We start from the raw sequence: 24,606 nt of genomic DNA on the forward strand, positions 1-24,606 counted from the left end.
GCATGATCGACCCTCACCTCGCCGGCCGGCTCGGCTTCCACCACCGCATGCCCGTCAAGGCGCCGCTTCCGCCCGGACGCCACGCCCTCGGCCTGTTCGAGGAACGCGACGCGGTGCTCGTCGTGCCGACGAGCATCGAGCCTCGCCGGCCGACGCCCCTCGTCGTGCTGTTCCACGGGGGCGGCGGCAGCGCGGAGAAGATCCTGCCGATGCTGGAGCGGCACGCGGAGGCGCGGGGCTTCCTCCTGCTCGCGCCGCAATCCCAGTACCCGACCTGGGACATCGTGATCGCGGGCAACGGCCCCGACCGCATGCGCCTCGACACGGCCCTGACGGAGGTCTCCTCGCGCTTCCTGCTCGATCCCGGCCACCTCGCCTTCGCGGGCCACTCGGACGGCGGCAGCTACGCCCTCTCCCTCGGGCTGACGAACGGGGACCTGGTGACCCACGTCATCGTCTCGTCGGCGGGCTTCATGTCGGTGCAGATGCAGGCGGGCGCGCCGAAGGTCTTCATCTCGCACGGAGTCCGGGACGAGCAGATCCCGATCGACCGCAGCGCGCGGGTTCACGCCGCCCGGCTGCGGGAGGCCGGCTACGACGTGACGGCGGTGGAGTACGACGGTCCTCACGCCTACCGCCCGGCTGTGGCCGCGATGGCGGTCGATTTCTTCCTCGTCGACAACGACCCGGGGTAGGGGGCCGTCCGCCGCTCCGGGCCGCCGGACGGCGGGCCCGCGGGGCGACGCGCCCCCGAGCCTATCAGGCCGGACCCGCCCTGCACCGGCCCAGCGGATCACCGGCCGTTCTGGGTTCGCCCTGGTCGCGTCGACAAGAGCAGCGATGAGGATCCGTCCGTGAGACGATGCCGCCGAGCCGGTCGTCCGGCCCGATCACCGGCACGTGATGCGGGGCCAACTCCGGCAACCGCGCAACGGTGACGCCCACGACGCTCGCGGGGGAGTTTACCGCTGATGAGCTGCCAGCGGCTACGCACGTAGGCTCGGGCGGCGCCGCGACGAGCAGCACGGCCGAGGCTCTCATCGGTGCGATCAGGGCGGGGAGGGCCGCAATTCCAGGATGAACCGGCGCAGTCGCACCGGCCGTCGAGACGCAGGGTGCCAGCTCCTTCGGGCAAGCCGCGGAGGGCGGCCGACCCTTGAGACGAGACGAGGCGGCGTGCCACCGGCACGCCGCCCCAAGATTTTCAAGACTCGAAGGTCGAGGGGATCAGACGGCGCGGGCCTCGTGGAGGGCGGCGATCTGCTCGGCCGAGTAGCCGAGATCCTTCAGCACCTCGTCGGTGTGCTCGCCGAGCAGGGGCGAGGCCTTCACCTCGACCGCCATGTCGGAGAACTTGATCGGGCTTCCGACGGTCAGGTACGAACCGAGCTTCGGATGGGGGACCTCCACCACCGTGCCGCTGGCGCGCAGCGACGGGTCGTTGGCGATCTCCTTCATCGACAGGACCGGCGAGCACGGGATGTCGAACTTGCGCAGGACGTCGACGGCCTCGAACTTCGTCTTGTCGGCCAGCCAATCCTCGATCAGGGCGAAGATCTCGAAGATCTTGTCCTGGCGGGCGCGCGGCGTGTTGTAGGCCGGATCGTCGATCCACTCCTCCTTGCCGAGCGCCTTGCAGATCGGGGCCCAGGCATGGCCCTGGATCGTGAAGTAGATGTAGGCGTTCGGGTCGGTCTGCCAGCCCTTGCACTTCAGCACCCAGCCCGGCTGGCCGCCACCGCCCGCGTTGCCGCCGCGCGGCACCACGTCCGAGAACTGGCCGTGCGGGTATTGCGGGTACTCCTCGAGGTAGCCCAGGGCGTCGAGGCGCTGCTGGTCGCGCAGCTTGACGCGGCAGAGGTTGAGCACCGAATCCTGCATTGAGACGGCGACCTTCTGGCCCTTGCCCGACTTGTTCTTCTGGTGCAGCGCCGTGAGGATGCCGATGGCGAGGTGCATGCCGGTGTTCGAGTCACCGAGCGCGGCGGCCGACACGGTGGGGGGGCGTCCCAGAAGCCGGTGGTGGAGGCCGCACCGCCCGCGCACTGCGCGACGTTCTCGTAGACCTTCAGGTCCTCGTAATGGTGGCCGTCCGAGAAGCCCTTCACCGAGGCGAGGATCATGCCCGGGTTGAGCTCCTGGATCTTCGCCCAGGAGAAGCCCATCCGGTCGAGGGCGCCGGGGCCGAAATTCTCGACCATGACGTCCGATTCCTTGATCAGCTTCGTCAGGACTTCCTTGCCCTCGGGCGTCTTGGTGTCGAGCGTGAGCGAGCGCTTGTTCGAGTTCAGCATGGTGAAGTACAGCGCGTCCGCGTCCTCGACGTGGCGGAGCTGGGTCCGCGTGACGTCGCCGGCGCCCGGACGCTCGACCTTGATCACGTCGGCGCCGAACCAGGCCAGCAGCTGCGTGCAGGCCGGACCCGCCTGGACGTGCGTGAAGTCGATGATCTTGATTCCCTCGAGCGGCTTGCTCATCTCGGCATTCTCCCTTTCGACGGTTTGAACGAAGTTCTCTCACGCCCGGTCCGGACCGAACCGGGAAACGCTTGCGTCGCTATCCAATTATCCCTTTGGATTGGCTCGCAAATTTCTCAAGACACCTGAGCCTCGAGGTCGGCGAGACGACGGCGCATCGCGCGCTCCTCGTTCCACCGGCTCGTCTCGTCGCGGATGATCGCCGCGATGCCGACGATCGCGTCGTCCGCGCCGCGCAGCATCGCGACCGTGAAGGCGATCGACAGGGGCCGACCGTCCTTGTGCAGGGCCGGGACCCGCAACACCTGCGTGCCGTAGCGGGTCACGCCGGTCTGCATAGTCTTGTGGTACCCGTCCCAGTGACGCTGGCGCTGGCGCTCCGGCGTGATCAGGTCGAGCGACCGGCCGAGCGCCTCTTCCTGCGTGAACCCGAAGATCCGCTCCGCGGCCGGGTTCCAGACGACGATCGCCCCGCCGACATCCGATACGACGATGGCATCGCCCGCTGCGGTGATGATCTGCGCCAAGTCGAAGGTCTGCGACATGAACGTCCCGACGATTGCGCCGCGTTGCTTGCTACGGTCTTGAACCTAGTGTCTGACTGCTTGCGCCCCGACGGGCTCTCGATGTCTTGTTGGCATTTGGTATGCCAGATGGCAGGGATTGTCAAGGGATGCCCGCGGCGGCCGCCGCGGGCAGCGCCAGGAGCGCGCGATTTCCCGGGTGATCGCCGGGAGCGCGGGCGGGCCGGAGGGCGTTCCCACACCGCCCCGCCGCCGCACGGCGCCGGGTCGGGGATTGCGGGCGGACCGGCCGCGGCGCACCGGAGACGAGACGAGGCACGATGGCGACGAGTCCGAGCATCACGATCACGCAGGTCGAGGGTTACAAGTTCACCGTCGATTTCGGCGCGCTGATCCCGGACCTCCTCGTCGACGAATCCGTGCCGATCGGCGGCGGGGAGGGGCCGTTCCCCGAGCAGATGCTGATCGCGAGCGTGACGAACTGCCTCTGCGCCAGCATGGTCTTCGCGCTCGGCAAGTACCGGCAGGAGGCGCACGGCATCCGCGCCGAGGCGACCTGCCGCGTCGAGCGGAACCCGGAAGGGCGCCTGCGGATCTACGGGATCGACGTCGCGATCACCCTCGGCAGCCGCGCGGCCGACGTGCCGCGGATCGACCGGGTGCTGGCGCAGTTCGAGCGGTTCTGCACGGTCTCCGAGAGCGTGAAGGCCGGCATCCCCGTCGCCGTCGCCGTCCGCGACGCGGCCGGGGAGCGGCTGCGCTGAGCCTGTCGGACCCGCCCGGACTCAGGCCCGGGCCAGACCTTCGGAAAGGAGCTTCCATGACCCATCCCGAGACACGCACCGACCGCGAGACGGCGCGCGAGCCGCAGGACCTCGCGGGCCTGTTCAACGCCCGCGCCAATGCCGGCGACGTCGAGGGCCTCGTCGCGCTCTACGAGCCCGACGCGGTGCTGGCGGCCGGGAAGGTGGTGGCGAGCGGCCACGCCGAGATCCGCGCCTTCTACGCCGACCTCCTGTCGCGGCGCTCCGAATTCCCGGCGGCCGAGGTGCTGCCCCCGGTGCGCAACGGGACGCTCGCCATGACCTTCGCGCGCCTGCCGAACGGCACGATCTCGGCGGAGGTCGCCCGCGAGCAGCCGGAGGGCGGCTGGCGCTGGGTGATCGACCAGCTGAAGATCAAGCCTCAGGGGTAGGGTCAGCCCCGCGCCGACGGCCGGTTGACGCGGGCACGCGCCTCTGCGACCGCCTCGGGCGCACCCGCGCACGAGCCCGATCCTTGCTTGGTTCGCGCCGGACTCGGGGCTGCGCCGGGGCGAACCGGGTCCCGAAGGAGAGGGCATGACCACCAGCATCGACAGCGACCAGAAGCTCCACCTCGTCTTCGGCGGCGAATTGGAGCGGCTCGAGGGCGTGCGCTTCCGCGACGTCAAGGGCCTCGACATCGTCGGCATCTTTCCCGACTACGCCTCCGCCCAGGCGGCCTGGAAGGCGAAGGCCCAGGCCACGGTCGATTCGGCCCAGACCCGGTACTTCATCGTGCACCTGCACCGGCTCCTGGAGCCGTGAGCCCGGGCGCTCGCGCCCGTGCGGGGCAGGCGCGCCCGTGCAGGGCAGGGATGCCCGTGCAGGGCAGGGATGCCCTGGCGATGAAGGCATTGTGACGCCCATCCACCGCTGATAAGAGCCCGGCCGGCCGTACCGGTGGTCCCGACGGCCGGGCCGGCGGCATAATCCAGGTTCCGCAGCGTCGTTCGGCCCCGGATCCGCGACATGAGTGTGCCGGCATGAAGTCCTCGATCAAGATTATCGCCGGCAATGCCAGCCGGCCATTGGCCGAGGCCATCGCCGCCTACCTTGAGCTGCCGCTCGCCAAGTGCATGGTCCGGCGCTTCGCCGACATGGAGATCTTCGTCGAGCTGCAGGAGAACGTGCGCGGCGAGGACGTCTTCATCGTCCAGTCGACGTCGTTCCCGGCCAACGACCACCTGATGGAACTCCTCATCATGATCGACGCGGCGCGGCGCTCCTCGGCGCGGCGCATCACGGCGGTGATCCCCTATTTCGGCTACGCCCGCCAGGACCGGCGCACCTCGGGCCGCACCCCGATCTCGGCCAAGCTGGTGGCGAACCTGATCACCGAGGCCGGCGCCGACCGCGTGCTCACCCTCGATCTCCACGCCGGCCAGATCCAGGGCTTCTTCGACATCCCGACCGACAACCTCTTCGCCGCCCCCGTGATGGTGCGCGACATCAAGGAGCGGCTCTCGGGCGGGGACCGCATGGTGGTCTCGCCCGACGTCGGCGGCGTGGTGCGCGCGCGCGCCATCGCCAAGCGCATCGACGCGCAGCTCGCCATCGTCGACAAGCGCCGCGAGCGCCCCGGCGAGTCGGAGGTGATGAATATCATCGGCGAGGTCGAGGGGCGCTCCTGCATCCTCGTCGACGACATCGTCGATTCGGGCGGCACCCTCGTGAACGCGGCCGAGGCGCTCTTGAATGCCGGCGCCAAGGACGTCTCGGCCTACATCACGCACGGGGTGCTCTCGGGCGGCGCCGTCTCCCGCATCGCCGCCTCGCGGATGAAGGAGCTCGTCATCACAGACTCGATCCAGCCGACCCAGGCCGTGAAGCTCGCCCGCAACATCCGCGTCGCCACCATCGCGCCGCTGCTCGGCGAGGCGATCGGGCGCACGGCCACCGAATCGAGCGTGTCGAGCCTGTTCGACTGAGGCGCGACGCCGCCGCCCGTACGCCTCCCGCGATCGCGCCCTATCTCATCGCGCACAACCGGCCCGCCTCCGCGGCGCCGCGGGCGGGAGATCGGGGAGTCTTAACGGGGCATGGAGGGGGGAAGCGTCGTCATCGGCATACACGGGCTCGCCAACAAGCCGCCCGAGGACGAGAAGGCCCGCTGGTGGAAGACGGCGATCCGCGAGGGCCTCGCCCGCAACGGCGCCGCGCCGGAGCGGGATTTCGACTTCGCGTTCGTCTACTGGGCGGACCTGCGCCACGACACGCCCCTCGACGATGCACGCAACCGCGAGCCCTACGCCGCGGCGGACGGCCTCGGCGCCCTGCCGCGCTACGACCCAGAGCGGGATGCCGGCCGCACCAGCCTCACCGGGCGCCTCTATCACCGGTTCGGCCGGCTCCAGGCCGCCCTCGGCGTGACGCCGCTCGACGACGTCCTCCTCGAGTTCCGCCTCGACGACCTCTGGAACTACCATCAGGACGCGGATTTCCGGAACGCCGCCCGGGCACGCCTGATCGACCGGCTCAGGCGCCATGCGGGCCGGCGCATCCTGCTCGCGGCCCACTCGATGGGATCGATCATCGCCTACGATTGCCTCCGGATCCTGGAGCGGGCGGGCGAGGACGTCCGCGTCGCCCATCTCGTCACCCTGGGCGCTCCCCTCGGCCTCGTCGAGGTCAAGGCGGCGATCGAGGCCGAGCACGGGGACGCCCGCGTGCCCGGCAACGTCCTGGCCTGGACGAACCTCACCGACCCGGCGGACGTCGCCACCGTCGCGGCCGCATTGCGGGCGGAATTCGCGCCGAGCGGACGGGGCGTGCTCCCGGTCGACGTGCCCGTCATCAACGCCTATCGCCGCCCGGACGGGGAGGCGAACCACCACAAGTCCTACGGCTACCTGCGCACCCCGGAATTCTCGGACATCGTCCTCGCCTTCATCGGCGGGACGAGGCGGGCGGCGGCCGGCGCGCCCGAGGCATGCGCCCGATCATCGTGATTGCGCGAAACCCCTTGGAACCTATATAGATGGCGTTCCCCTTTTACAGCGTGAGACGGGATGCTTCGGCCCCTCGGATGGGCGGGCCGGAGCCCGCGGACCATCGTCCGCGCCGCGCCGCCCGTCCCCGCGCATTCGTTGGAGTTGCCCGATGTCCCAGGGTCCGCTGATGCCGAAGGCGACCGCCGTGTGGCTGGTCGAGAACACCTCGCTGGCCTTCGAGCAGATCGCCGACTTCTGCAAGCTGCACCCGCTGGAGGTGAAGGGCATCGCCGACGGCGAGGTGGCGGCGGGCATCAAGGGCCTCGACCCGATCACCACGGGCCAGCTCACCCGCGACGAGATCGAGAAGGCGCAGAAATCGCCGAACTACCGGCTCAAGGTCGCGGTCTCGAAGGTGAAGCTCCCCGAGGTCAAGCGCACCACGAAGGGCCCGCGCTACACCCCCCTGTCGCGCCGCCAGGACCGGCCGAACGCCATCCTCTGGCTGCTGCGCAACCACCCCGAGCTCAAGGACGCGCAGGTCATCCGCCTCGTCGGCACCACCAAGTCGACGATCCAGCAGATCCGCGAGCGCACCCACTGGAATTCCAGCTCGCTGCAGCCGATGGATCCGGTGACGCTCGGCCTCTGCACGCAGATCGACCTCGATTTCGAGGTGCAGCGCGCGGCCAAGGACCGCCCCGCCGCGGCGGCGGGCGAGGCCGGCGCCTCCCTCCTGCCGGCCGAGGTCTCGACCGCCGAGCCCGAGGCCGAGTTCGACGATCGCCGCCCGGCGGGCCGCGAGGAACGCCTCGACGCCGATTCGGTCTTCGCCAAGCTCAAGGGCATGCGCCGCACGGACGAGGACGACGACGAGGCGTGAGGGCCGAAGCTCTGCGGTATAGTTCATGACGCCGGGCGGCCCCGTCGCCGCCCCGTGTCGCCAAACGGGCCGACATGCGCGATAATGCCGGCCGCGCATCCCGCGCGGCGACAGGAAGGGAGTGCCCATGGCCTCCGTCGGCACCGACATCGCGCGTCCCGCCCCCACGAACCGCCGCCGGTCCTGCCAGGACCTCCCATACCCTCGGAGCCCGTCACCCTCGCCGATTCCCTGATGGTCGAGGCGGGCTGGAGCCCGGCGAATTTCGGCGAGACGGGCCCGAACCCGCCCTATCTGCGGATCGGCGGCAAGCTCCGGGTCACGCTCTCCGACTACGAGCCCTGCTTCTCCTCCTTCCACCGGGACCGGGTGCTGTTCCGCTCCAAGGTCTCGATGCTGGAGCACCTGCAGAAATACGACCAGATCATGGTCGATCCGGCCGCCTTCGAGGAATGCTACGGGCCGGGGGAGGGAACGGAGGCGACCTTCCCGTTCGGCGCGTGGCTGACGATCCGCAAGGTGAGCTTCGAGGGGCTGGACCTGTGGGGCCGCCGCTGCGGAGCGGTGACCCTGCCGCTGGAGCCGCTCACCGTGGCCTCCGCGATCTGGCTGCGCAACGCGCCGCGCCCGGGCCTCCAGGGCTGAGGGGCGGGCCGCGACGGCAGCCCCGCGCTCCGGTTGCCGTGCGGGCCCGGATCGGATAAGGAACGCGCCGATTGTCCGGACGGATGTCTGAGGCTCGCGGCCGTTCCCGGCCCGGCCCGCAGCCGCCGGGAGAATCGCCCTCGACATCGCTTCGAGACTGCGTCGGCCCTTCCCGCGGGGAGGCCAAGCCCGTTCAGGCCCGATCCGGCCACGGGCGGCGGTGGGGGAGGGCACCCGCAACACGAGCCGCCGACGCCGGCCCCGAAAGGGCCATTCAGGAGACAGAATGACCGCTGGTACCGCTATGCAGGGCGCACCGAGCCGCGAGGATTTCGCGGCGCTGCTCGAGGAGAGCTTCCTCAGCCACGAGATCACCGAGGGCTCCGTCGTCAAGGGTCGCGTCGTCGCGATCGAGAAGGACGTCGCCGTCATCGACATCGGCGCGAAGACCGAAGGGCGCGTCGCCCTCAAGGAATTCCAGGGCCCCGGCCGCGACGGCGAGCTCAGCGTCGGCGACGAGGTCGAGGTCTACGTCGACCGCATCGAGAACGCGCTCGGCGAGGCCGTCATCTCGCGCGACAAGGCTAGGCGCGAGGAGAGCTGGGTCAAGCTCGAGAAGGCGTTCGAGGCCAACGAGCGCGTCACCGGCACGATCTTCAACCAGGTCAAGGGCGGCTACACCGTCGACCTCGACGGCGCCGTGGCCTTCCTGCCGCGCTCCCAGGTCGACATCCGCCCGGTGCGCGACGTGACCCCGCTGCTCGGCACGCCGCAGCCCTTCCAGATCCTCAAGATGGACCGCCGCCGCGGCAACATCGTCGTCTCGCGCCGCACGGTGCTGGAGGAGAGCCGCGCCGAGCAGCGTAGCGAGCTCGTGGCCAACCTTGAGGAAGGTCAGGTCATCGACGGCGTCGTCAAGAACATCACCGAGTACGGCGCCTTCGTCGATCTCGGCGGCATCGACGGCCTGCTGCACGTCACCGACATGGCGTGGCGCCGCGTGAACCACCCGTCCGAGGTCGTGACCATCGGCCAGACGGTCAAGGTCAAGATCATCAAGATCAACCACGAGACGCACCGCATCTCGCTCGGCATCAAGCAGCTCCTCGCCGATCCGTGGGAGGGCATCGCCCAGCGCTATCCCGTGGATGCCAAGCTCAAGGGCCGCGTGACCAACATCACCGATTACGGCGCCTTCGTGGAGCTGGAGCCGGGGATCGAGGGCCTGATCCACGTCTCCGAGATGAGCTGGACCAAGAAGAACGTCCATCCGGGCAAGATCGTCTCCACCTCCCAGGAGGTCGAGGTGCAGATCCTGGAGGTCGATCCCGTCAAGCGCCGCATCTCGCTCGGCCTCAAGCAGACCCTCCAGAACCCCTGGGAGGCCTTCTCCGAGCAGCATCCGGTGGGCTCCGAGGTCGAGGGCGAGGTCAAGAACAAGACCGAGTTCGGCCTGTTCATCGGCCTTGAGGGCGACGTCGACGGCATGGTCCACCTGTCCGACCTCGACTGGAACCGTCCGGGCGAGCAGGTCATCGACGAGTTCAAGAAGGGCGACATGGTGCGCGCCCAGGTTCTCGACGTGGACGTCGAGAAGGAGCGCATCTCGCTCGGCATCAAGCAGCTCGGCGGCGACCCCTTCGCGGAAGCCGGCGAGATCAAGAAGGGCCAGGTCGTCACCTGCGAGGTGACCGAGGTCAAGGATTCGGGCGTCGAGGTGAAGATCATCGACACCGACCTGACCACCTTCGTGCGCCGGGCCGAGCTCGCCCGCGACCGCGGCGACCAGCGCCCCGAGCGCTTCGCGGCCGGCGAGAAGTTCGACGCCCGCGTCGTGCAGTTCGACCGCAAGGCCCGCCGCGTGCAGGTCTCGATCAAGGCGCTTGAGGTCGCCGAGGAGAAGGAGGCGATGGCCCAGTTCGGCTCGGCCGATTCCGGCGCCTCGCTCGGCGACATCCTCGGCGCGGCCTTCAAGAAGGCCCGCACGAGCGACGACAAGGAGTAAGGCGTCCGCCCGCCCACGGGCGGGCCGCGACGCCGGGAAAGCCCGCGCGGGGATGTCTCCCCGCGCGGGTTTTTTGTTGGCCGCCACGTTGGTCGCCCTGCGGCGCGCGGTGCGCGCGATCCCCTGAAACGGGCGGGGAGACCGGTCGCGGATCCCGGCAGGATGCATCGAAGCGTCCTCCACCCCCTTGCCGGTCCGCGCCGGGCGAGGCTAGAACACGCCACGCGGGCCGGCCTGAAGACCCGCGAGTCCCTGGCAAACCAATGACTTGTCCGACGATGCGCCCCGGACCCGGGCCGCGGTGCGGACAGGCCGGCGACGGGGCCGACGATCCGCGGAGAAGGCCCGCGGAGAGCAGGCGAGAACAATCCGGCGCCGCATGCCGGAGCGCGAGGGAGACAGCCATCGCATGGCCGCTGACGCCGAACTCCTGATCGATCGCCGGCGGCTGCGCCGCAAGCTCTCATTGTGGCGCGTGCTCGGCATCGGCGGCCTCGTGGTCGCGGCCGGCGCCGTCGGCTTCCGCGTCCGCGCCGGCACGGAGAGTCCCCTCTTCGGCGCCGTGCAGCCGCAGATCGCCCGCATCTCGGTCTCCGGCTTCATCGCCGGCAGCGAATCCACCACGAAGCTGATGAAGCGGATCGGGGAATCCTCGGCCGTGCAGGGGGTCGTCGTCTCGATCAACTCGCCGGGCGGCACCACCACCGGCTCGGAGGAGCTGTTCCGCAATCTGCGCCAGCTCGCCGAGAAGAAGCCGATCGTCGCCTTCGTCGACGGCACGGCGGCGTCGGGCGCCTACATCACGGCGATCGCCGCCGACCACATCGTCGCCCGCGAGACCGCGATCGTCGGCTCGATCGGCGTGCTGTTCCAGTATCCGGACGTCTCGGGCCTCCTCGACAAGGTCGGCGTCAAGGTCGAGTCCATCAAGTCCTCGCCGCTCAAGGCGGAGCCCTCGGGCTTCAGCCCGACCTCGCCGGAGGCGCGCGCGGCGCTGGCCGCCGTCGTCGGCGACACCTACGGCTGGTTCAAGGGCCTCGTCGCCGACCGGCGCAGGATGGGCGAGGCCGAGCTCGCCAAGGTCGTCGACGGGCGCGTCTTCAGCGGCCGCCAGAGCGTGCCCCTGAAGCTCGTGGACGAGCTCGGCGGCGAGCGCCAGGCCGTCGCCTGGCTCGAGACCGAGCGGAAGGTGGCCAAGAACCTGCCCGTGCGCGACTGGAAGCCGAGTTCCGAGAGCGGCTTCCAGCTCTGGTCGGCGCTCGGCCTGGGGGCGGATCTCGCCGGCCTCGACGGGCTCGGCGCGCGGCTCCGCGCGATCGGCCGGGAGGCCGGGGACATCGCCGAGGGCGGCCTCATGGCCGTCTGGCGGCCGGAGGCCGCCTCCGCCCGCTGAAGAGGCCGGCCACCCCGCACCCGACACGGATCCTTCGAGAAGACCGCCGCATGATCAAGTCAGAGCTTGTGCTCAAGATCGCCGAGCAGAACCCGCACCTCTACCAGCGGGACGTCGAGACGCTCGTCAACGCGATCCTCGACACGATCGCCGACGCCCTGGCGCGGGGCGACCGGGTCGAGCTGCGCGGCTTCGGCGCCTTCTCGGTGAAACGGCGCGACGCGCGGCGCGGGCGCAACCCGCGCACGGGCGCGGCCGTTGCCGTGTCCGAGAAGGCGATCCCCGTGTTCAAGACCGGCAAGGAGATGCGCCAGCGCCTCAACGCGGCCGGCATCGGCGAGAGCACGGCCGCCGCGTCGAACTGATTACCTCGGAGAGATCGATGATCCGCTTCCTCAAGGGTCTGGTGCTGCTTCCCGTCGCGATCCTCGTGATCCTGCTGGCGGTCGCGAACCGCGAGGCCGTGCGCCTGTCCTTCGATCCCTTCTCGGAGGCGCCGGTCTTCAGCCTGAGCCTGCCCCTCTACGCGATCCTGTTCGTCGCGGTGGCGATCGGCATCGTGGTGGGTGGCATTGGCGCCTGGGCCGGCCAGGGCGAGGCCCGCCGGAAGGCCCGCGACCGCCGCCGCGAGATCCGCCGGCTCGAAGGCGAGACCGCGCGTCTCAGGACCTACGCCCCGGCCTCCGAGACGGGCGCCCTCTATCGCCCCGGCTCCGACCGCGCCGCCCTGCCGGCGCCCCGCTGAGGTCCCCGTCGCGCCCATGTCCGCCGTCCGCGTCAAGATCTGCGGCCTCAGCACCGAGGCGACGCTGGCGGCTGCCCTGGATGCGGGGGCCGATTGGATCGGCCTCGTCCATTTCCCCAGGAGCCCGCGCCACGTGAGCCTGGAGCGCGCGCGCGCCCTCTCGCAGGCGGCGAAGGGCCGGGCGGAGCGCGTCGTGCTCCTCGTCGATCCGGACGATGCCCTCGTCGCGGCGGCCCTGGAGGCCGTCGACCCGGACCTGATCCAGCTCCACGGCCGCGAGAGCCCGGAGCGCGTCGCCGCGATCCGCGCTCGGACGGGGCGGCCGGTGATGAAGGCCGTCGGCGTCGCGGGCGTCGAGGATCTGCGCCTCCTCGCCCCCTACGCGGCCGCCTCCGACCGGCTCCTCCTCGACGCCAAGGCGCCCCCCGGGCGGCGCTCCCCGGGGGCAACGGCATCGCCTTCGACTGGGACCTGCTCACCGGATTGCGGCTGCCGGCCGGCACCCTGCTCTCCGGCGGCCTGACCCCCGAGAACGTCGCCGAGGCGCTCCGGCGCAGCGGCGCCGGAGCGGTCGACGTGTCCTCCGGCGTCGAGACGGCCCCCGGCCACAAGGACCCGGACCGGATCCGCGCCTTCGTCGCGGCCGCGCGCGGGCGCGCCTGACCGCTGCTCGGCCCCCGGGGTGCCGCAGGGCGCCGCGTTGCAGGTCCGGCGCCCCGGGTTTAGAGGTCGCGGAACGCCGCGCCGAACGTTGCCAGGATTGCAGCCCGTGACCATCGCCCCCACCCCGAACTCGTTCCGCACCGGCCCCGACGAGCGCGGCCGCTTCGGCATCTTCGGCGGTCGCTTCGTGGCCGAGACCCTGATGCCGCTGATCCTCGACCTGGAGGCGGCCTACGAGGCGGCCAAGGCCGACCCGGCCTTCCAGGCGGAGATGGATTCCTACCTCACCCACTACGTCGGCCGGCCGAGCCCGCTCTACTACGCCGAGCGCCTGACCGAGCACCTGCGCACGGGCGCGAAGCGGGGCCACGGGGCGCGGGTGTTCTTCAAGCGCGAGGAATTGAACCACACCGGCTCGCACAAGGTGAACAACGTGCTCGGCCAGATCCTGCTCGCCCGCCGCATGGGCAAGCCGCGGATCATCGCCGAGACGGGGGCCGGCCAGCACGGGGTCGCCACCGCGACGCTCTGCGCCCGCTTCGGCCTGCAATGCGTGGTCTACATGGGCGCCGTCGACGTGGCCCGCCAAGCGCCCAACGTCTTCCGCATGAAGATGCTCGGCGCCGAGGTGATCCCGGTCGAATCCGGCACCAAGACGCTCAAGGACGCGATGAACGAGGCCCTGCGCGACTGGGTGACGAACGTCGCGGACACGTTCTACTGCATCGGCACGGTGGCGGGCCCGCACCCCTACCCGGCGATGGTGCGCGACTTCCAGTCGATCATCGGACGCGAGACGAAGAGCCAGATGCTCGCGCAGGAGGGGCGGCTGCCGGATTCGCTGATCGCCTGCATCGGCGGCGGCTCGAACGCGATGGGCCTGTTCCACCCCTTCCTCGACGACCGCGAGGTCGAGATCTACGGGGTCGAGGCGGCGGGCCACGGCGTCGCCTCGGGGCTGCACGCGGCCTCGCTCACGGGCGGCAAGCCGGGCGTGCTGCACGGCAACCGCACCTATCTCCTGCAGGACGCGGACGGGCAGATCGCCGACGCGCACTCGATCTCGGCGGGCCTCGATTATCCGGGCATCGGGCCCGAGCACGCGTGGCTCCACGAGGCCGGCCGCGTCACCTACCTCTCGGCGACCGATTCCGAGACGCTGGAGGCGTTCAAGCTCTGCTCGAAGCTCGAGGGCATCATCCCGGCCCTGGAGCCCGCCCACGCGCTGGCCAAGGTCCTGGAGATCGCGCCGGCCAAGCCCGCCGACCACCTGATGGTGCTGAACCTCTCCGGCCGCGGCGACAAGGACATCCCGCAGGTCGCCGAGATCCTCGGCACGCGGCTCTGAGCGGGGGCGCTTTTCGCGCGGTTCGGGAATGGGAGCCCGTTGACACCGGAAGCCCGTTCTCCCTATACCGCCGGTCTCCGAACGGCCGCCGATCGCATCGGCGGCCCGGCTTGGGGCGGGGTAGCTCAGCTGGTTAGAGCAGAGGAATCATAATCCTTGTGTCGGGGGTTCAAATCCCTCCCTCGCTACCATCTTAAGTCACTACAAAAACAACATATTCCCGGGCTCAGGTTAAGCGTCACCCCCTAAGGGTTGACGCTTTTCCGGGTCAGTTTTGACACCGCGTCGCGCTAATTCCGCGTCCAGCGACGCCACAACAGCCCGCATTTTCGGCGCCAGATCGGCCCCCTTGGCGTAGTGTCGGGCCATCTCGATCGTGCGCTGGCCGAGGGCATCGGCGATGGTACGCTCGTCGTGCCCGATCTCCCGTAGAATCACTGCAACCGTGTGGCGCAGGCCGTAGAGCGTCAGCCCCGGCTGCACGCGCCCGGCCTTCTCCAACTGCACGCGGATCGGGCGCCAGCTCGCCCGAAAGCCTGACAGCGTCCAAGGCTTGCCCTCTGAGTTCGCGCAGAGGGTCGGGGCAGGGTGCTCAGGCGCTGCAGCCAGGACCATCGCCAGCGGCAGCGGCACGGGCCAGAACACGGGCTCGCCGGTCTTGGCCCGGCTAGTCGAAATCTCCCCATCCCGGTAGCTGGCCTTCGGCAGCGTCAGTGCGTCCTTTGGGCCGAGGCCGGTGAACATCATCAAGGCGACCGGGATCTTGATGTGTGGCGGGGCGGCCTCCAGCACAGCGGCGCGCTCCGCGTCCGTCCAGGGCCGGTTCGCCTCGGCGGCGCCCTTCTTCCTCCGAATGTCTTTGATGCCCTGCGCGGGGTTGCCCCTCATGTGCCCGCGCTCGGCACCCCACGCGAACAGCAGGGAGAGAACGGCCTTCACGTAGTTGCCGAACCGGCGCCCCTTCTTCTCGGCAGCCTTGTCCCGGATGCGCACAATGAGCGGCGTCTCGAACCGCTTCAGGTCCGTACCCTCGATGCTCTTCAGGTAGTTGAGCACCTTCTGGTAGTCGGCCTGTGTCTGTGGCGCGAGGTCCGTGAACGCAGTGTGCTCGCGGTACGCCTTGATCAGGCTGCCGAGGGTGCCGGGCTTCGCCGCGACCTTCTCCTGTGCGGCGCCGATCCGCGCGACCTCGGCCATGAACCCCGCGGAGCCGAGCGGCGCCTTCTCAAGGTCGATCCGCTCGCCGGTCTTCCGGTGATAGCAGCGGGGCTTGCCGTGCCGATCCTTGAAGATCTTGAAGCCCTTGACGCGGATCAGCGTCATCCGAGCCTCGCGATAATGTCGTCGTCGCTCTCCATGACGCCGCTCTTCAGCGCCTCGATCCAGCGGTCGAGGTCCAGCCGATCAAACCGACGCACATTGGCACCGTCGAACGTGATGGGCTGCACGCGGCACAGGCGGTCGAACATCGGCCGCGACAGTCGGCAGTAGGATGCGGCCTCCGCGGGCGTCAGAAGCCGGCTGTGCGGAGCCGGCACGCCTTCGCTTCTAGGCATCACAGCCTCCCTGCGGGCGCGTCGGCCCTGCGACAGTTCATGTTCCGGTCCGGCGCGGGCCCGATGTTCGCGGCCTGTCCGTCCTCTAGTTGACTGTTTGGGACACCGTTCGCGCTCTGTCCGTCGGCCCGGGCAGCGTTGGGGTGGAGCGGGGGCATCAGGCGGAGCCTGCTGCCGACGCACAGGCACGCACAGCCCTCTGTATTCTTTCAGACAGACTTAACCTGTGATGGGCTAAACAGGCGACAGGGGCCACTTGGAGTCGCACGATGTTCGTCGAGCGCCGGCAGGCACCACGCCGAAATGCCTTCAGGCTTGGGTCGCTGTTCTTCCACGAAGAGCCGCACTGCCTGCATTGCCTGATCTGGAACGTCTCGGACTTCGGCGCACTGATTGAAGTCGAGCCCCACGCATCTCCGCCCCGCCGCTTCCGGGTGATCGCGACCGCCCTGAACCTCGACCGCAACGCCATGCAGACTTGGCGCGATGGACGAAAGATCGGCGTCGCGTTCGTGGCTTGAGCGCGCATCACGAGGGCGCTGGGAAACGCACAAGAGTGAGATGGAAGGAACCGGGCGATGACTTCAGAGCGCCGCCAAGAACAAAGGGCCGAGTGTTTTAGCTCCGGCGAGCTTCTGTTCGAGGGAGTGGCGTATACTCCATGCCTCATTTGGAACATGTCGGCGACGGGAGCACTGATCGAGGTAGAGCCGCCAAGTAGCCCGCCCGATGCATTCGACCTTGTTGTCCACGCGGACGGCGTCGTTCGGAGCTGCCTCGTGGTGCGGCGAACCGGACGACGGCTCGGTGTGGCTTTCACGATCTGAAAGCGCGGCGGCTTGAGCGAAGCAGATCTACCGCTTAGGTGAGCGCTCACGACCGCGCCTCCCCTGCCGGGCGGGGGGTGGTGATGGCCCTGGGAACGGCTCGTGCATATGTTCGTGCGCTGTGTGGGCGGTCACCTGATCGTTGCCGAGCAACGTGGGAGTTCTCCCCTTGCGTGATCCAATCAACCCCTTCTCTTTGCCCAGAATAAAAACTGGCGACCCGCAAAAACTCGAAGGCGCGCTTGATGCGCCCATCATCTACTTCGATGAAGCGCCGATCTTTGGCACCGGCAACGGCGTCGGGCGTATCCTTCTCACCGCAATCGTGCAGGACATAGCTACCGACGGCACGCTGATTGGACACCGCAAGGTAGTTGCTCAGTTGCGTGGATCGCCCGCCGCCTTCGAGCAGTTGCGCACCGCTCTCGATCGCATGGTGGCGATGAGTGAGGCACCGGGATCGACAAAAAACTGAGGCCCCGGCGCTGTGCTTGACGGGGGTCATGCGGCGGCCCTCGCCAATACGACCGGTCGAAACGCGAGTCGGAGGAACAAGCGGGTCTCAGAAAGTCTTTCCTTAGCAGAGATCCACAAAATCTGTTTTCGAGGCATGCCGCGATGTCTTTCGCGTTCTTTGGAATATCGCTCGCGCCATCCCGAGCTCAGAGCGTGAGCCCAGACCCCGTTGAAACGGATCGGCGCGCAACACCGCCACCGGCGCGACCAAGCCGCATGGAGTGGCCGCGCCTGTTGGCGCGTCCCACCGCGGCGATCGCGGACAGCCGCAACAAGATCGATGAGGCGGCGTAACCCCGCGATGTGGTCGGTCATGCCGTCCTCCGCGCTTCGGCGGCGATGGCAGCATCAAGCACCAAGGCGTCGGACTCACTGATCTGCCAGCCCAGCCCGCGCCGGGTCCGGATGGCGACCGGCACGCCGGCTGCGGCGAGCTTGCGGCGCAGAAAGCAGAGCGGAACGTCGAGCCCCTTGGGGTCCAGCGCGTCGCGGCTCAGCGGCCCGTAGATGTCGCTCATCGCGGTCAAGCGCAGCACCATGCGCGGCGCGCGGGCCCGCAGCAGCGTCAGCAGCTGCGCCTCCCGGGTCGTGAGGCCCCAGCGCCCCGGTACATCGAGGCTCGGCACCTCTGCCGCCCTGGCCTGCCGCAGCGCCTCCTCGAGATCCGCAATCCGGGCCTCGTACTCGGCGCACTGCGCGGCGTGGGCTGCCTTCAGCGCCGTGGTCTCACCGTGCGGGCGCAGGCCCAGCCGGAGCAGGCTGCGCACGGCGCTGGCCGTGTCGTCGAGCCCGGTCTCGGCCTGATAGGCACGGACCGCGGCGTGCAGGCTCTCCGGCACCTTCAGGCTGAATACCCGGGCCGGCGCGTCGCGCGTGATGGTGACGAGGCGGAGCGGGGCGTTCATGCCTGCAGGCTCCACAGCCACAGGCTGAGGCTCGGCACGCCGGAGACCGTCGCGGCACCCCAGGCGATGAGCCCGAGCGCGGTGACGTCGTTGCCGATGCTGCCATCGGCGCGCCGGACCTGCGGTGTCCGACCGGACAGGACGACGAAGGCGAGGGCGAGGATCACGCAGATCGCGATGAACGCGACGACGTAGGGGAGGGACTCGACCATGGCTCAACCCCAGGGAGAGACGACGGCGACGAGGTCGGCGCCGTGCTGATGGGCGGATCGGAGGAAGGACTGCTCGGCGCCGCGGATCGCCTCGGCCTGGGCGACAGGCCCGTGCGGCGTAGCGCGTTGGTCGGCCTCGTTGCGGACGATCCGGGCCTTCAGCGCCGCCTTGAGCGCGTCGAGGCTTGCCGGCGGCCGGTAGGTCTCGCCGACCATCTCGCTGCAGAGTGCGCGCAGAAACTCGAACTGGCGCTGCTCGAACCGGTGGATCGCGTTGGCGATCGTGGCGTCGGCATCGTGGTTCGGGAACCAGTACCGGGTTGCGCCGTCACCGGCGTCACGGACGAGGCCGACCAGATGCCGTTCGGCCTCGTGCAGGTTGGTGAGCGCGCGGGCGGCTTGGCTCGTCGCGGCGTCGTCGTAGAAGACCGGGGCGCCCATCACGCCGCCTCCTCGACGAGAAGCCCGAGATCCGCGGCGATCGCGGCGCGCTCGGCGACCGAGGCGGCCAAGCGGTGGATGTGGATCTCGTTCGCGCCGCCGCGGCGGGCCAGGACGAGGAAGCCGGTCGCGGCGATCTCGAAGTCGATGTCGGCGGCGAACAGCATCTCGGCGATGCCATCCGCATTGCGCTTCACGGCGATCGCGACGCAGGAGCCGAAGTCGTCGGTGCTGGCCTGCTCGAGAGTGTGGACGCCGACCACGAACCGCCTGCCGCTGCGGCCGCGCCAAGCAGACAGCGAAAGGGCAGGGGTGCCGCGCAGGTTCGCCCGCGTGTTCAGCGGCTCTTCGCGAACGTCGGGGCGGGCGGAGCGGTCGGACTTGAGATCGGCGAGAGCGCGGCGCCAATCGAGGGGACGGTGGGTGGGCATCGGTGGCTCCATCGCGGCGGTGGCGATGGGCAAACCATAATGGGCAAATGCCCTATGTCAAGCGAATAATGGGCAATCGCCCTACTCTCCGCCCATTGCTCTTTGTCCACCGTTGTCCACAGGCGTGCCGAAATCCGGTGCGGAACCGCGCGTTTTGTTCTGGATTTGTTCCATCGCGTGACGCAGCCTTAGCGAAACCGCGGAACTGGAGTCGTCGGATGTCGGAGGTGACATTCTATGTCGTGCAGCCCTTCAAGCGAGCGACAAAGGGCAACAGGATCATCCCTGGCGATGCCGTTCAGGTGCCTTCACGGCGAAGCGCCGAGCGAGCTGTAGAAGCATTGCGAGGGAACATCGTGGGAGCGCTCGCCGTCGCTCGCACTGGCGATCCGAGCGACGGGGAATGGGGGATGCTGTTGTCATCGCCCAGAATGGCACCATCCCCGAGGAATTCCTCACCGCAGCCCTGCCATGGTGAGTCGGCGACGAACGGCAAAGAACAAGGACCCTCGTCTCGATGTGCCTTTGACAGCCGCAGACGCCGTGCGGGTGGTCTGTGATGATTGCGGCCACTTGGCGTTTCTCGATCGCGGGAAGCTCTCGGCCTTAGAGCAAGCTGGCTGCGCTACGTTCGGCGATCTGGGCCGACGGCTGAAGTGCTACGACTGCTTCGGCGCCGGAGGCTTAGGGAAAAGCATCTCGTTAGAAATGATCTGTGGTGAAGCTACGCAAAAAGAGACCCGACGATCACATGGATTGACTTAACGAGCTTCCGGTCAATTTCGATCTCGCCTTTCGGATTATGCTGATAAAGCACGAGCTTCGAACCTGAGTACCGGACGAATTCCTTGATGTAGCCTTCCGGCGCATCGCCCTCCTGCTCCGGATAGAGCTGTACGACGACATCGTCTCCGCGCCGGGCAGGACGGTGCGGGTGAACCCAGACCTTCTCTCCCTCCTTGAACCGCGGCCGCATGCTGTCACCAGCTACATAGGTGGCGTAGGCGTCTTCGACGTTCTCCAGGATGGGTGGTCGTGGAATCGTTTCGATTACCTGGCCGTTGTAGACGAGCCGTCCGTCGTCGCCGCCCTTGACCACACCGATCACATCGAGAGGCGGCCCATATGCTGGCGCCGTGTCAAAACTAAGCTCTTTAGGTCCGCCGATATGCTGCAAAACATTGCGTATTACAGCGTCTTTGCGCGTCTGAGCATTTCCGCCAGATGCATGAACATCTGATACGTGGGTGAAACCTAAGATCCACTCCGGCGGCTTACCTAGTACCGCAGCGACTTTCACCAAATTTTCTAGCTTGCCTCGGCCGCGCTTCAGGGCGTCGCGCACGTAGGTCTCGCCAAGGCCAGCTGCCAACGACAGCTCCTTCATCTCGCGGCCCTGCGCGAGCATCTCCTCTTCCAGGCGGCGGCGAACTGCATTGTCGAGCATGGTGGGAGAGTGCCCACCCTTCTGCCCATCGCCAATATGGCAGATGCCCATTGACATGATGGGCAAATGCCCTTTATCCCTCTCGCTATGAGCGAGACGCGCCAGCTTCTTCATGAGATCGAGGCCTTCATCGGTTCGGCCGAGATGGCTGCGAGCACCTTCGGCCGCAAAGCGGTGAACGACGGTAAGCTCGTTATGCGGCTCCGCGCCGGGAGCACGGTGACGCTCGAGAAAGCGGCACGCATTCGGCAATTCATCCTCGCGCACCAGACGGGCGGCGCCGCCGAGCGGACAGGAGCCGCGGCATGACCCGCGCCGCTCGCATCATCCCGTTCCCGCAGCGCAAGCCGGCGCCTGTCGCACATCGCGAAATGAGCCGCTTGGCCGGCTGGTCGCTCGGCGTCGCGCTCAGCATCGGCATGTGGGCGCTGATCTTCTGGGGTCTGACCGCGCATCCGTTCCGCGCACCGTTCTCCGGTCCTCAGCATGTCGAGGGTCGGTGATGCGGCGCGGCTACGGCGTAATGCACGACGATGCGATCCGCGAAGGCGTCGAGAACGGTCTCACGACCTACGCGATCGGCTGCAGCATCGGTGCAAGTCACGCCTTCGTCTACAAGCGCGGCGTCGAACTCGGCCTGCGCGATCGCATTGCGACGAACGCCTACGTGAACCGAGCGGCCGCTTCGCGGCGCCCGAAGCAGAGGCCGGCGCAACGTCTTCGCGTGATGTGCAAGCGCCAGGACGCCACCGCATCCGCGCTTGTCCGGCGTCTGCGCGCCCGGCCGGTCGATGCCGACGCGCTGAGTGAGCATGCCGTCGCCTGCTTCCACGAGGCGGGCCTGACGCTCGTCGATCTCGAGGATTGCCTTGGGATCCCGCCGGCTCATGCCGTCGCAGCCATCCGTCGCGCCGCGGAGGCGCGGGTCTGATGGCTGCGTCGCGCCATACCCGTTTGCGTCCGGTCGAGACTCAGGTCTCGCGTGATCGGCCGGGCGCATACCGCGCGCTCCAGCTGCAACTGCAGGCCTCGCGCGTCGAGGTCCTGCGCCTTGACCCGCTTCCTTCTGCGAGCCGCCGCAGCGGCAGCGCGCGGGAAGCGCGTCTGCCAGCGCGGTCTTTTCTCTCTCGTCTGCCGATCGCCCTGCCAGGAGCTCTCGGCGTCCTCTCGCGCGGTTCGGGCTGCCAGGCCCTGCGCGCTCGTCGTCCTCTGTCCTCGGTGGTCGCGGCATGACCTCATCCGCGCTCTCTCCCTCCCCACTCAGTGCTGCATCGCTTCCTCGAACATGCAGGAAGCAGATGCGAAACTCTGGGTCGAACGTTCGCAAACTTGGGTGGATCGACACCCAGCTTTGGGTGGACGAATGGCGGCGGCTTCATCCGTTGAAGCCCGTGCAGACGGTCGCCGGCAACCTCGGCGCTCCGGCGCGAACCGTCGAGAAGTGGTTCTCCGGGCAGGCGTGCCCATCGCTCGTCTGGGTGGGCCCGATCTTCAGCGCCTATGGGCCGGAATTTCTCGTCGCCGGCATGCGATCGCCGCCGGCATGGCTGCGCGAGGCCGCGCGCCAGGAGAAGCGTCGGCGGCTGGCCGCGGTCCGCGCCGCCGTCGACAGCGAATTCAGTGATCTCGAGTACGCGGAGTTGGAAGCGTGAAGTTCCTTCACTGGCTCATGCTGCGGTGGCGCGCCGACCGGCTGCGCACGCTCGCGCTCCGCGCGTTTGCGCGCGGTCGCGCGCTGGAGCAGAAGGCCGACGCCTGCGACGCCCGCGCCGAGGAGATTTCCCCGAAGCAGGAGCGCTCGCGATGATCGAGCCCTGCATCCTCGCCATCGATCCTGGCCTGACCGGCGCGATCGCTTTCTACTTCCCGTCCGAGCCCGCTCGCGTGGCCGTCGAGGACATGCCGGTAGTCGATGGCGAGGTGGAACCCGCGACGCTCATCCGTCGCATTCGGCAAATGCTGCCGACGCTCGCCATCGTCGAGCGTGTCGGGCCCATGCCGCGGGACGGTGCTGTGCAGGCGTTTCGCTTCGGCTCGGCCTACGCTGCCGCCAAGGTCGCGGTCGCGGTCTGCGAGGTGCCCTATCACCTCGTGACGCCCGCTTCCTGGAAGAAGACATTTCGGCTCGCCGGTGGGCCGGAAGGCAAGGAGCAGTCGCGCGCGCTGGCGCTGCAGATGTTCCCGGCCTCAGCCGAGCTTTTCGCTCGCAAGAAGGATCACAACCGCGCCGAGGCCGCTCTGCTGGCCCGCTACTGCGCGGAGAAGCTGCTTACCCTTTCCACGACCGCGGCGCGGTCGGGATGCGCCGGCGACGGGGAGGCTGCCGCGTCGGCCTCCCCTGAGCTGGCCGCTTAGCAACGCCGAGGGGCACCCGGGGCACCGCCGACGGGCGGTCAGGTCGCCATTCCCTGTCTTGTTCCGGGTGCCCCCGGGCCTTCCCAAGACATGGCGACCGCACAGGAGAGAACGAATGGCTATTTCCTGGGATCAACTCACGCAGAAGAAGCGGCCACGGCCGCCCGTGATCCTCGAATACGGACCCGAGAAGGCAGGCAAGACCACGCTGGCCTCGGAGTTTCCGAACCCGGTCTTCCTGCAGACCGAAGAGGGCGACGGCGTTCTCGACATCGCCAGCATGGGCAAGATCGAGAGCTTCGAAGACCTCATGTCGGCGATCGGCATGCTCTATGAGCGCGAGCACGAGTTCCAGACCGTGGTGGTCGACAGCGTCACGGCTCTGCAGCCCATCATCTGGGCCGAGACCGGCGAGCGCGGCGACGACAAGGGCAATAAGAAGAAGCGCATCGAGGATTTCGGCTACGGCAAGGGCTACGTCTACGCCCTGGCCGTCTGGCAGGAAGTGCTCGACGGACTGAACGCTCTGCGGCGCGACCGCGGGATGACGATCATCCTGATCGCGCATTCCAAGATTGAGCGCTTCGACGATCCCGAAACAGTCGGCTACTCGCGCTACGAGATCGACCTGCACGACAAGGCGCGCGACTTCCTGAAGCGCGAGGCCGACGTCGTCCTGCTGGTGAAGCCCGACGTCACAGTGAAGTCGGAGGAAGCCGGCTTCAACAAGACCCGGGCGATCGGGCAGGGCGGCCGCTCGGTCTGGATGCATGCCACCTCGCGCCCGGCCTACGCCGCGGGCAACCGCTACGGCCTGCCCGAGAAGACGCTCTACGAGCCCGGCAAGGGCTTCGATGCCCTCGCCCCCTTCTTCCCCCACCTCGCGACGGCCGACGCCGCTCGCATCGCAGCGGAGTGATCAGCCATGGCCTATCTCGGCAACACCTTCGACCCGGCCGACGTGCCGGAGGACGAGCGCTCCTTCGAGCCGATGCCCGAGGGTGACTACAACGTGCAGATCGTCGAGAGCGAGATCGCAGCGACGAAGAACGGCGGCGACATGCTGAAGCTCACCCTCGAGGTGATCGACGGGCAGTTCGCCAATCGGAAGGTCTGGGACAACCTCAACATCCGCAATTCGAACCCGACAGCGCAGCAGATCGCCCAGCGGGCACTCGCCGACATCTGCACCGCGACGGGCACGGGTCCGATCACGGACAGCGAGGATCTGCACTTCAAGCCGTTCGTCGCGACGCTGAAGATCGAGCCGCCCCGCACGGTCGGCGATAAGACCTACGACGCCCGCAACGCGGTGAAGCGCTACAAGGCCCGCGGCGGCCAGCCGCCGGCCGGCAAGGCTGCTCCGCAGCGCCAGTCCGCGCAATCCAGCGGCGCTGCGCGCCCGAGCGGTGGCGGCACTGGCTCGCGGCCCTGGACTGCGCGCCAGAATGAGGCGGCGCGCTCGCAGCAGCACGACGACATCCCGTTCTAGCGTAGCCG

At 68.7% G+C, this 24,606-nt stretch carries 31 protein-coding genes, 1 tRNA gene and 2 pseudogenes; 25 read left to right on the forward strand and 9 right to left on the reverse strand.

Annotated features, from left to right (window positions below):
• The first annotated feature begins 2 nt into the window (after positions 1–2).
• On the forward strand, positions 3–695 hold the full coding sequence (locus DK389_RS24760; RefSeq protein WP_109893604.1) for an alpha/beta hydrolase: 693 nt from the start codon (positions 3–5) through the stop codon (positions 693–695).
• A gap of 532 nt (positions 696–1,227) precedes the next feature.
• Here the strand turns inward: DK389_RS24760 and frc are convergent.
• Positions 1,228–2,477: pseudogene (gene frc, locus DK389_RS24765) on the reverse strand (formyl-CoA transferase).
• A gap of 116 nt (positions 2,478–2,593) precedes the next feature.
• Positions 2,594–3,022: a PAS domain-containing protein gene (locus DK389_RS24770; protein ID WP_109893606.1), complete on the reverse strand. Its 429-nt coding sequence runs from the start codon at positions 3,020–3,022 to the stop codon at positions 2,594–2,596.
• A gap of 299 nt (positions 3,023–3,321) precedes the next feature.
• On the opposite strand from DK389_RS24770, the gene DK389_RS24775 reads away from it, so the two are divergent.
• The 14 genes and pseudogenes from DK389_RS24775 to DK389_RS24840 all read left to right on the forward strand — a co-directional run bounded on the left by DK389_RS24775 (position 3,322) and on the right by DK389_RS24840 (position 14,607).
• Complete coding sequence (locus tag DK389_RS24775) at positions 3,322–3,765, forward strand: OsmC family protein (RefSeq protein WP_109893608.1); 444 nt, start codon at positions 3,322–3,324, stop codon at positions 3,763–3,765.
• A gap of 56 nt (positions 3,766–3,821) precedes the next feature.
• Positions 3,822–4,196, forward strand: coding sequence for a YybH family protein (locus tag DK389_RS24780; protein WP_109893610.1), 375 nt, complete (start codon positions 3,822–3,824; stop codon positions 4,194–4,196).
• Between the two features lie 145 nt (positions 4,197–4,341).
• Positions 4,342–4,569, forward strand: coding sequence for a DUF4170 domain-containing protein (locus tag DK389_RS24785; RefSeq protein WP_109893612.1), 228 nt, complete (start codon positions 4,342–4,344; stop codon positions 4,567–4,569).
• A 218-nt stretch (positions 4,570–4,787) separates the two neighbouring features.
• On the forward strand, positions 4,788–5,732 hold the full coding sequence (locus DK389_RS24790) for a ribose-phosphate pyrophosphokinase (RefSeq protein WP_109893614.1): 945 nt from the start codon (positions 4,788–4,790) through the stop codon (positions 5,730–5,732).
• 111 nt (positions 5,733–5,843) lie between these two features.
• Entirely contained in the window at positions 5,844–6,752 is a 909-nt protein-coding gene (locus DK389_RS24795) for a hypothetical protein (protein ID WP_109893616.1), read from the forward strand.
• A gap of 151 nt (positions 6,753–6,903) precedes the next feature.
• Positions 6,904–7,617, forward strand: coding sequence for a DUF1013 domain-containing protein (locus DK389_RS24800; protein ID WP_109893618.1), 714 nt, complete (start codon positions 6,904–6,906; stop codon positions 7,615–7,617).
• Between the two features lie 234 nt (positions 7,618–7,851).
• A complete protein-coding gene (locus tag DK389_RS24805; protein WP_236960348.1) occupies positions 7,852–8,262 on the forward strand; it encodes a hypothetical protein in 411 nt (136 codons plus the stop codon).
• Between the two features lie 286 nt (positions 8,263–8,548).
• Positions 8,549–10,267, forward strand: coding sequence for a 30S ribosomal protein S1 (gene rpsA / locus DK389_RS24810; RefSeq protein WP_109893620.1), 1,719 nt, complete (start codon positions 8,549–8,551; stop codon positions 10,265–10,267).
• A 409-nt stretch (positions 10,268–10,676) separates the two neighbouring features.
• Entirely contained in the window at positions 10,677–11,660 is a 984-nt protein-coding gene (gene sppA / locus DK389_RS24815; RefSeq protein WP_109896831.1) for a signal peptide peptidase SppA, read from the forward strand.
• A 50-nt stretch (positions 11,661–11,710) separates the two neighbouring features.
• The gene (ihfB, locus tag DK389_RS24820) at positions 11,711–12,025 is read left to right on the forward strand and encodes an integration host factor subunit beta (protein ID WP_109893622.1); all 315 of its coding nucleotides are present in this window, start codon (positions 11,711–11,713) and stop codon (positions 12,023–12,025) included.
• Positions 12,026–12,042: 17 nt separating this feature from the next.
• Positions 12,043–12,405, forward strand: a complete 363-nt coding sequence (locus DK389_RS24825; RefSeq protein ID WP_109893624.1) for a lipopolysaccharide assembly protein LapA domain-containing protein — start codon at positions 12,043–12,045, stop codon at positions 12,403–12,405.
• Between the two features lie 16 nt (positions 12,406–12,421).
• Positions 12,422–13,068, forward strand: a pseudogene (locus DK389_RS24830) (phosphoribosylanthranilate isomerase).
• Between the two features lie 106 nt (positions 13,069–13,174).
• The gene (gene trpB, locus DK389_RS24835) at positions 13,175–14,416 is read left to right on the forward strand and encodes a tryptophan synthase subunit beta (RefSeq protein WP_109893626.1); all 1,242 of its coding nucleotides are present in this window, start codon (positions 13,175–13,177) and stop codon (positions 14,414–14,416) included.
• 114 nt (positions 14,417–14,530) lie between these two features.
• A tRNA-Met gene (locus DK389_RS24840) sits at positions 14,531–14,607 on the forward strand.
• 40 nt (positions 14,608–14,647) lie between these two features.
• On the opposite strand, the gene DK389_RS24845 is transcribed toward DK389_RS24840, so the two are convergent.
• Both DK389_RS24845 and DK389_RS24850 read right to left on the reverse strand, forming a co-directional pair.
• Complete coding sequence (locus tag DK389_RS24845; RefSeq protein WP_109893628.1) at positions 14,648–15,739, reverse strand: tyrosine-type recombinase/integrase; 1,092 nt, start codon at positions 15,737–15,739, stop codon at positions 14,648–14,650.
• Positions 15,736–15,885, reverse strand: coding sequence for a hypothetical protein (locus tag DK389_RS24850; RefSeq protein WP_236960350.1), 150 nt, complete (start codon positions 15,883–15,885; stop codon positions 15,736–15,738). The genes DK389_RS24845 and DK389_RS24850 overlap by 4 nt, the downstream gene beginning before the upstream one ends.
• Positions 15,886–16,241: 356 nt before the next feature.
• Between DK389_RS24850 and DK389_RS24855 the strand changes: the two genes are divergently transcribed.
• The 3 genes from DK389_RS24855 to DK389_RS32855 all read left to right on the forward strand — a co-directional run bounded on the left by DK389_RS24855 (position 16,242) and on the right by DK389_RS32855 (position 17,274).
• Positions 16,242–16,493 (forward strand): pilus assembly protein PilZ, encoded by a 252-nt coding sequence (locus tag DK389_RS24855; protein ID WP_109893632.1) that lies wholly within the window; start codon positions 16,242–16,244, stop codon positions 16,491–16,493.
• Between the two features lie 57 nt (positions 16,494–16,550).
• On the forward strand, positions 16,551–16,799 hold the full coding sequence (locus DK389_RS35770) for a PilZ domain-containing protein (protein WP_109893634.1): 249 nt from the start codon (positions 16,551–16,553) through the stop codon (positions 16,797–16,799).
• A gap of 169 nt (positions 16,800–16,968) precedes the next feature.
• Positions 16,969–17,274, forward strand: coding sequence for a hypothetical protein (locus DK389_RS32855; RefSeq protein ID WP_162560834.1), 306 nt, complete (start codon positions 16,969–16,971; stop codon positions 17,272–17,274).
• Positions 17,275–17,626: 352 nt separating this feature from the next.
• On the opposite strand, the gene DK389_RS24865 is transcribed toward DK389_RS32855, so the two are convergent.
• The 5 genes from DK389_RS24865 to DK389_RS24885 all read right to left on the reverse strand — a co-directional run bounded on the left by DK389_RS24865 (position 17,627) and on the right by DK389_RS24885 (position 21,018).
• Positions 17,627–18,220, reverse strand: a complete 594-nt coding sequence (locus tag DK389_RS24865) for a winged helix-turn-helix domain-containing protein (protein WP_109893636.1) — start codon at positions 18,218–18,220, stop codon at positions 17,627–17,629.
• Complete coding sequence (locus tag DK389_RS24870) at positions 18,217–18,432, reverse strand: hypothetical protein (RefSeq protein WP_109893638.1); 216 nt, start codon at positions 18,430–18,432, stop codon at positions 18,217–18,219. Before DK389_RS24870 ends, DK389_RS24865 begins: the two co-directional genes overlap by 4 nt.
• 3 nt (positions 18,433–18,435) lie before the next feature.
• Positions 18,436–18,873 (reverse strand): hypothetical protein, encoded by a 438-nt coding sequence (locus DK389_RS24875; protein ID WP_109893640.1) that lies wholly within the window; start codon positions 18,871–18,873, stop codon positions 18,436–18,438.
• A complete protein-coding gene (locus DK389_RS24880; protein WP_109893646.1) occupies positions 18,873–19,304 on the reverse strand; it encodes a hypothetical protein in 432 nt (143 codons plus the stop codon). Before DK389_RS24880 ends, DK389_RS24875 begins: the two co-directional genes overlap by 1 nt.
• Positions 19,305–20,028: 724 nt before the next feature.
• Positions 20,029–21,018, reverse strand: coding sequence for a LexA family transcriptional regulator (locus DK389_RS24885; protein ID WP_162560835.1), 990 nt, complete (start codon positions 21,016–21,018; stop codon positions 20,029–20,031).
• Between the two features lie 38 nt (positions 21,019–21,056).
• On the opposite strand from DK389_RS24885, the gene DK389_RS24895 reads away from it, so the two are divergent.
• The 7 genes from DK389_RS24895 to DK389_RS24920 all read left to right on the forward strand — a co-directional run bounded on the left by DK389_RS24895 (position 21,057) and on the right by DK389_RS24920 (position 24,598).
• The gene (locus tag DK389_RS24895; protein ID WP_109893652.1) at positions 21,057–21,254 is read left to right on the forward strand and encodes a hypothetical protein; all 198 of its coding nucleotides are present in this window, start codon (positions 21,057–21,059) and stop codon (positions 21,252–21,254) included.
• The gene (locus DK389_RS24900) at positions 21,254–21,682 is read left to right on the forward strand and encodes a hypothetical protein (protein WP_109893654.1); all 429 of its coding nucleotides are present in this window, start codon (positions 21,254–21,256) and stop codon (positions 21,680–21,682) included. The genes DK389_RS24895 and DK389_RS24900 overlap by 1 nt, the downstream gene beginning before the upstream one ends.
• A gap of 424 nt (positions 21,683–22,106) precedes the next feature.
• Entirely contained in the window at positions 22,107–22,403 is a 297-nt protein-coding gene (locus tag DK389_RS24905; protein WP_109893656.1) for a hypothetical protein, read from the forward strand.
• A complete protein-coding gene (locus DK389_RS32860; RefSeq protein WP_162560836.1) occupies positions 22,400–22,558 on the forward strand; it encodes a hypothetical protein in 159 nt (52 codons plus the stop codon). Before DK389_RS24905 ends, DK389_RS32860 begins: the two co-directional genes overlap by 4 nt.
• Positions 22,555–23,106, forward strand: a complete 552-nt coding sequence (locus tag DK389_RS24910) for a RuvC family protein (protein ID WP_162560837.1) — start codon at positions 22,555–22,557, stop codon at positions 23,104–23,106. The genes DK389_RS32860 and DK389_RS24910 overlap by 4 nt, the downstream gene beginning before the upstream one ends.
• A gap of 115 nt (positions 23,107–23,221) precedes the next feature.
• Positions 23,222–24,025, forward strand: coding sequence for an ATP-binding protein (locus DK389_RS24915; RefSeq protein ID WP_109893658.1), 804 nt, complete (start codon positions 23,222–23,224; stop codon positions 24,023–24,025).
• A 6-nt stretch (positions 24,026–24,031) separates the two neighbouring features.
• Positions 24,032–24,598 carry a DUF669 domain-containing protein gene (locus tag DK389_RS24920; RefSeq protein ID WP_109893660.1) on the forward strand — a complete coding sequence of 189 codons (567 nt, stop codon included), beginning with the start codon at positions 24,032–24,034 and terminating at the stop codon, positions 24,596–24,598.
• The last annotated feature ends 8 nt before the right edge of the window (positions 24,599–24,606 follow it).

This window comes from Methylobacterium durans, from assembly GCF_003173715.1.
Classification (GTDB): Bacteria; Pseudomonadota; Alphaproteobacteria; order Rhizobiales; family Beijerinckiaceae; genus Methylobacterium; species Methylobacterium durans.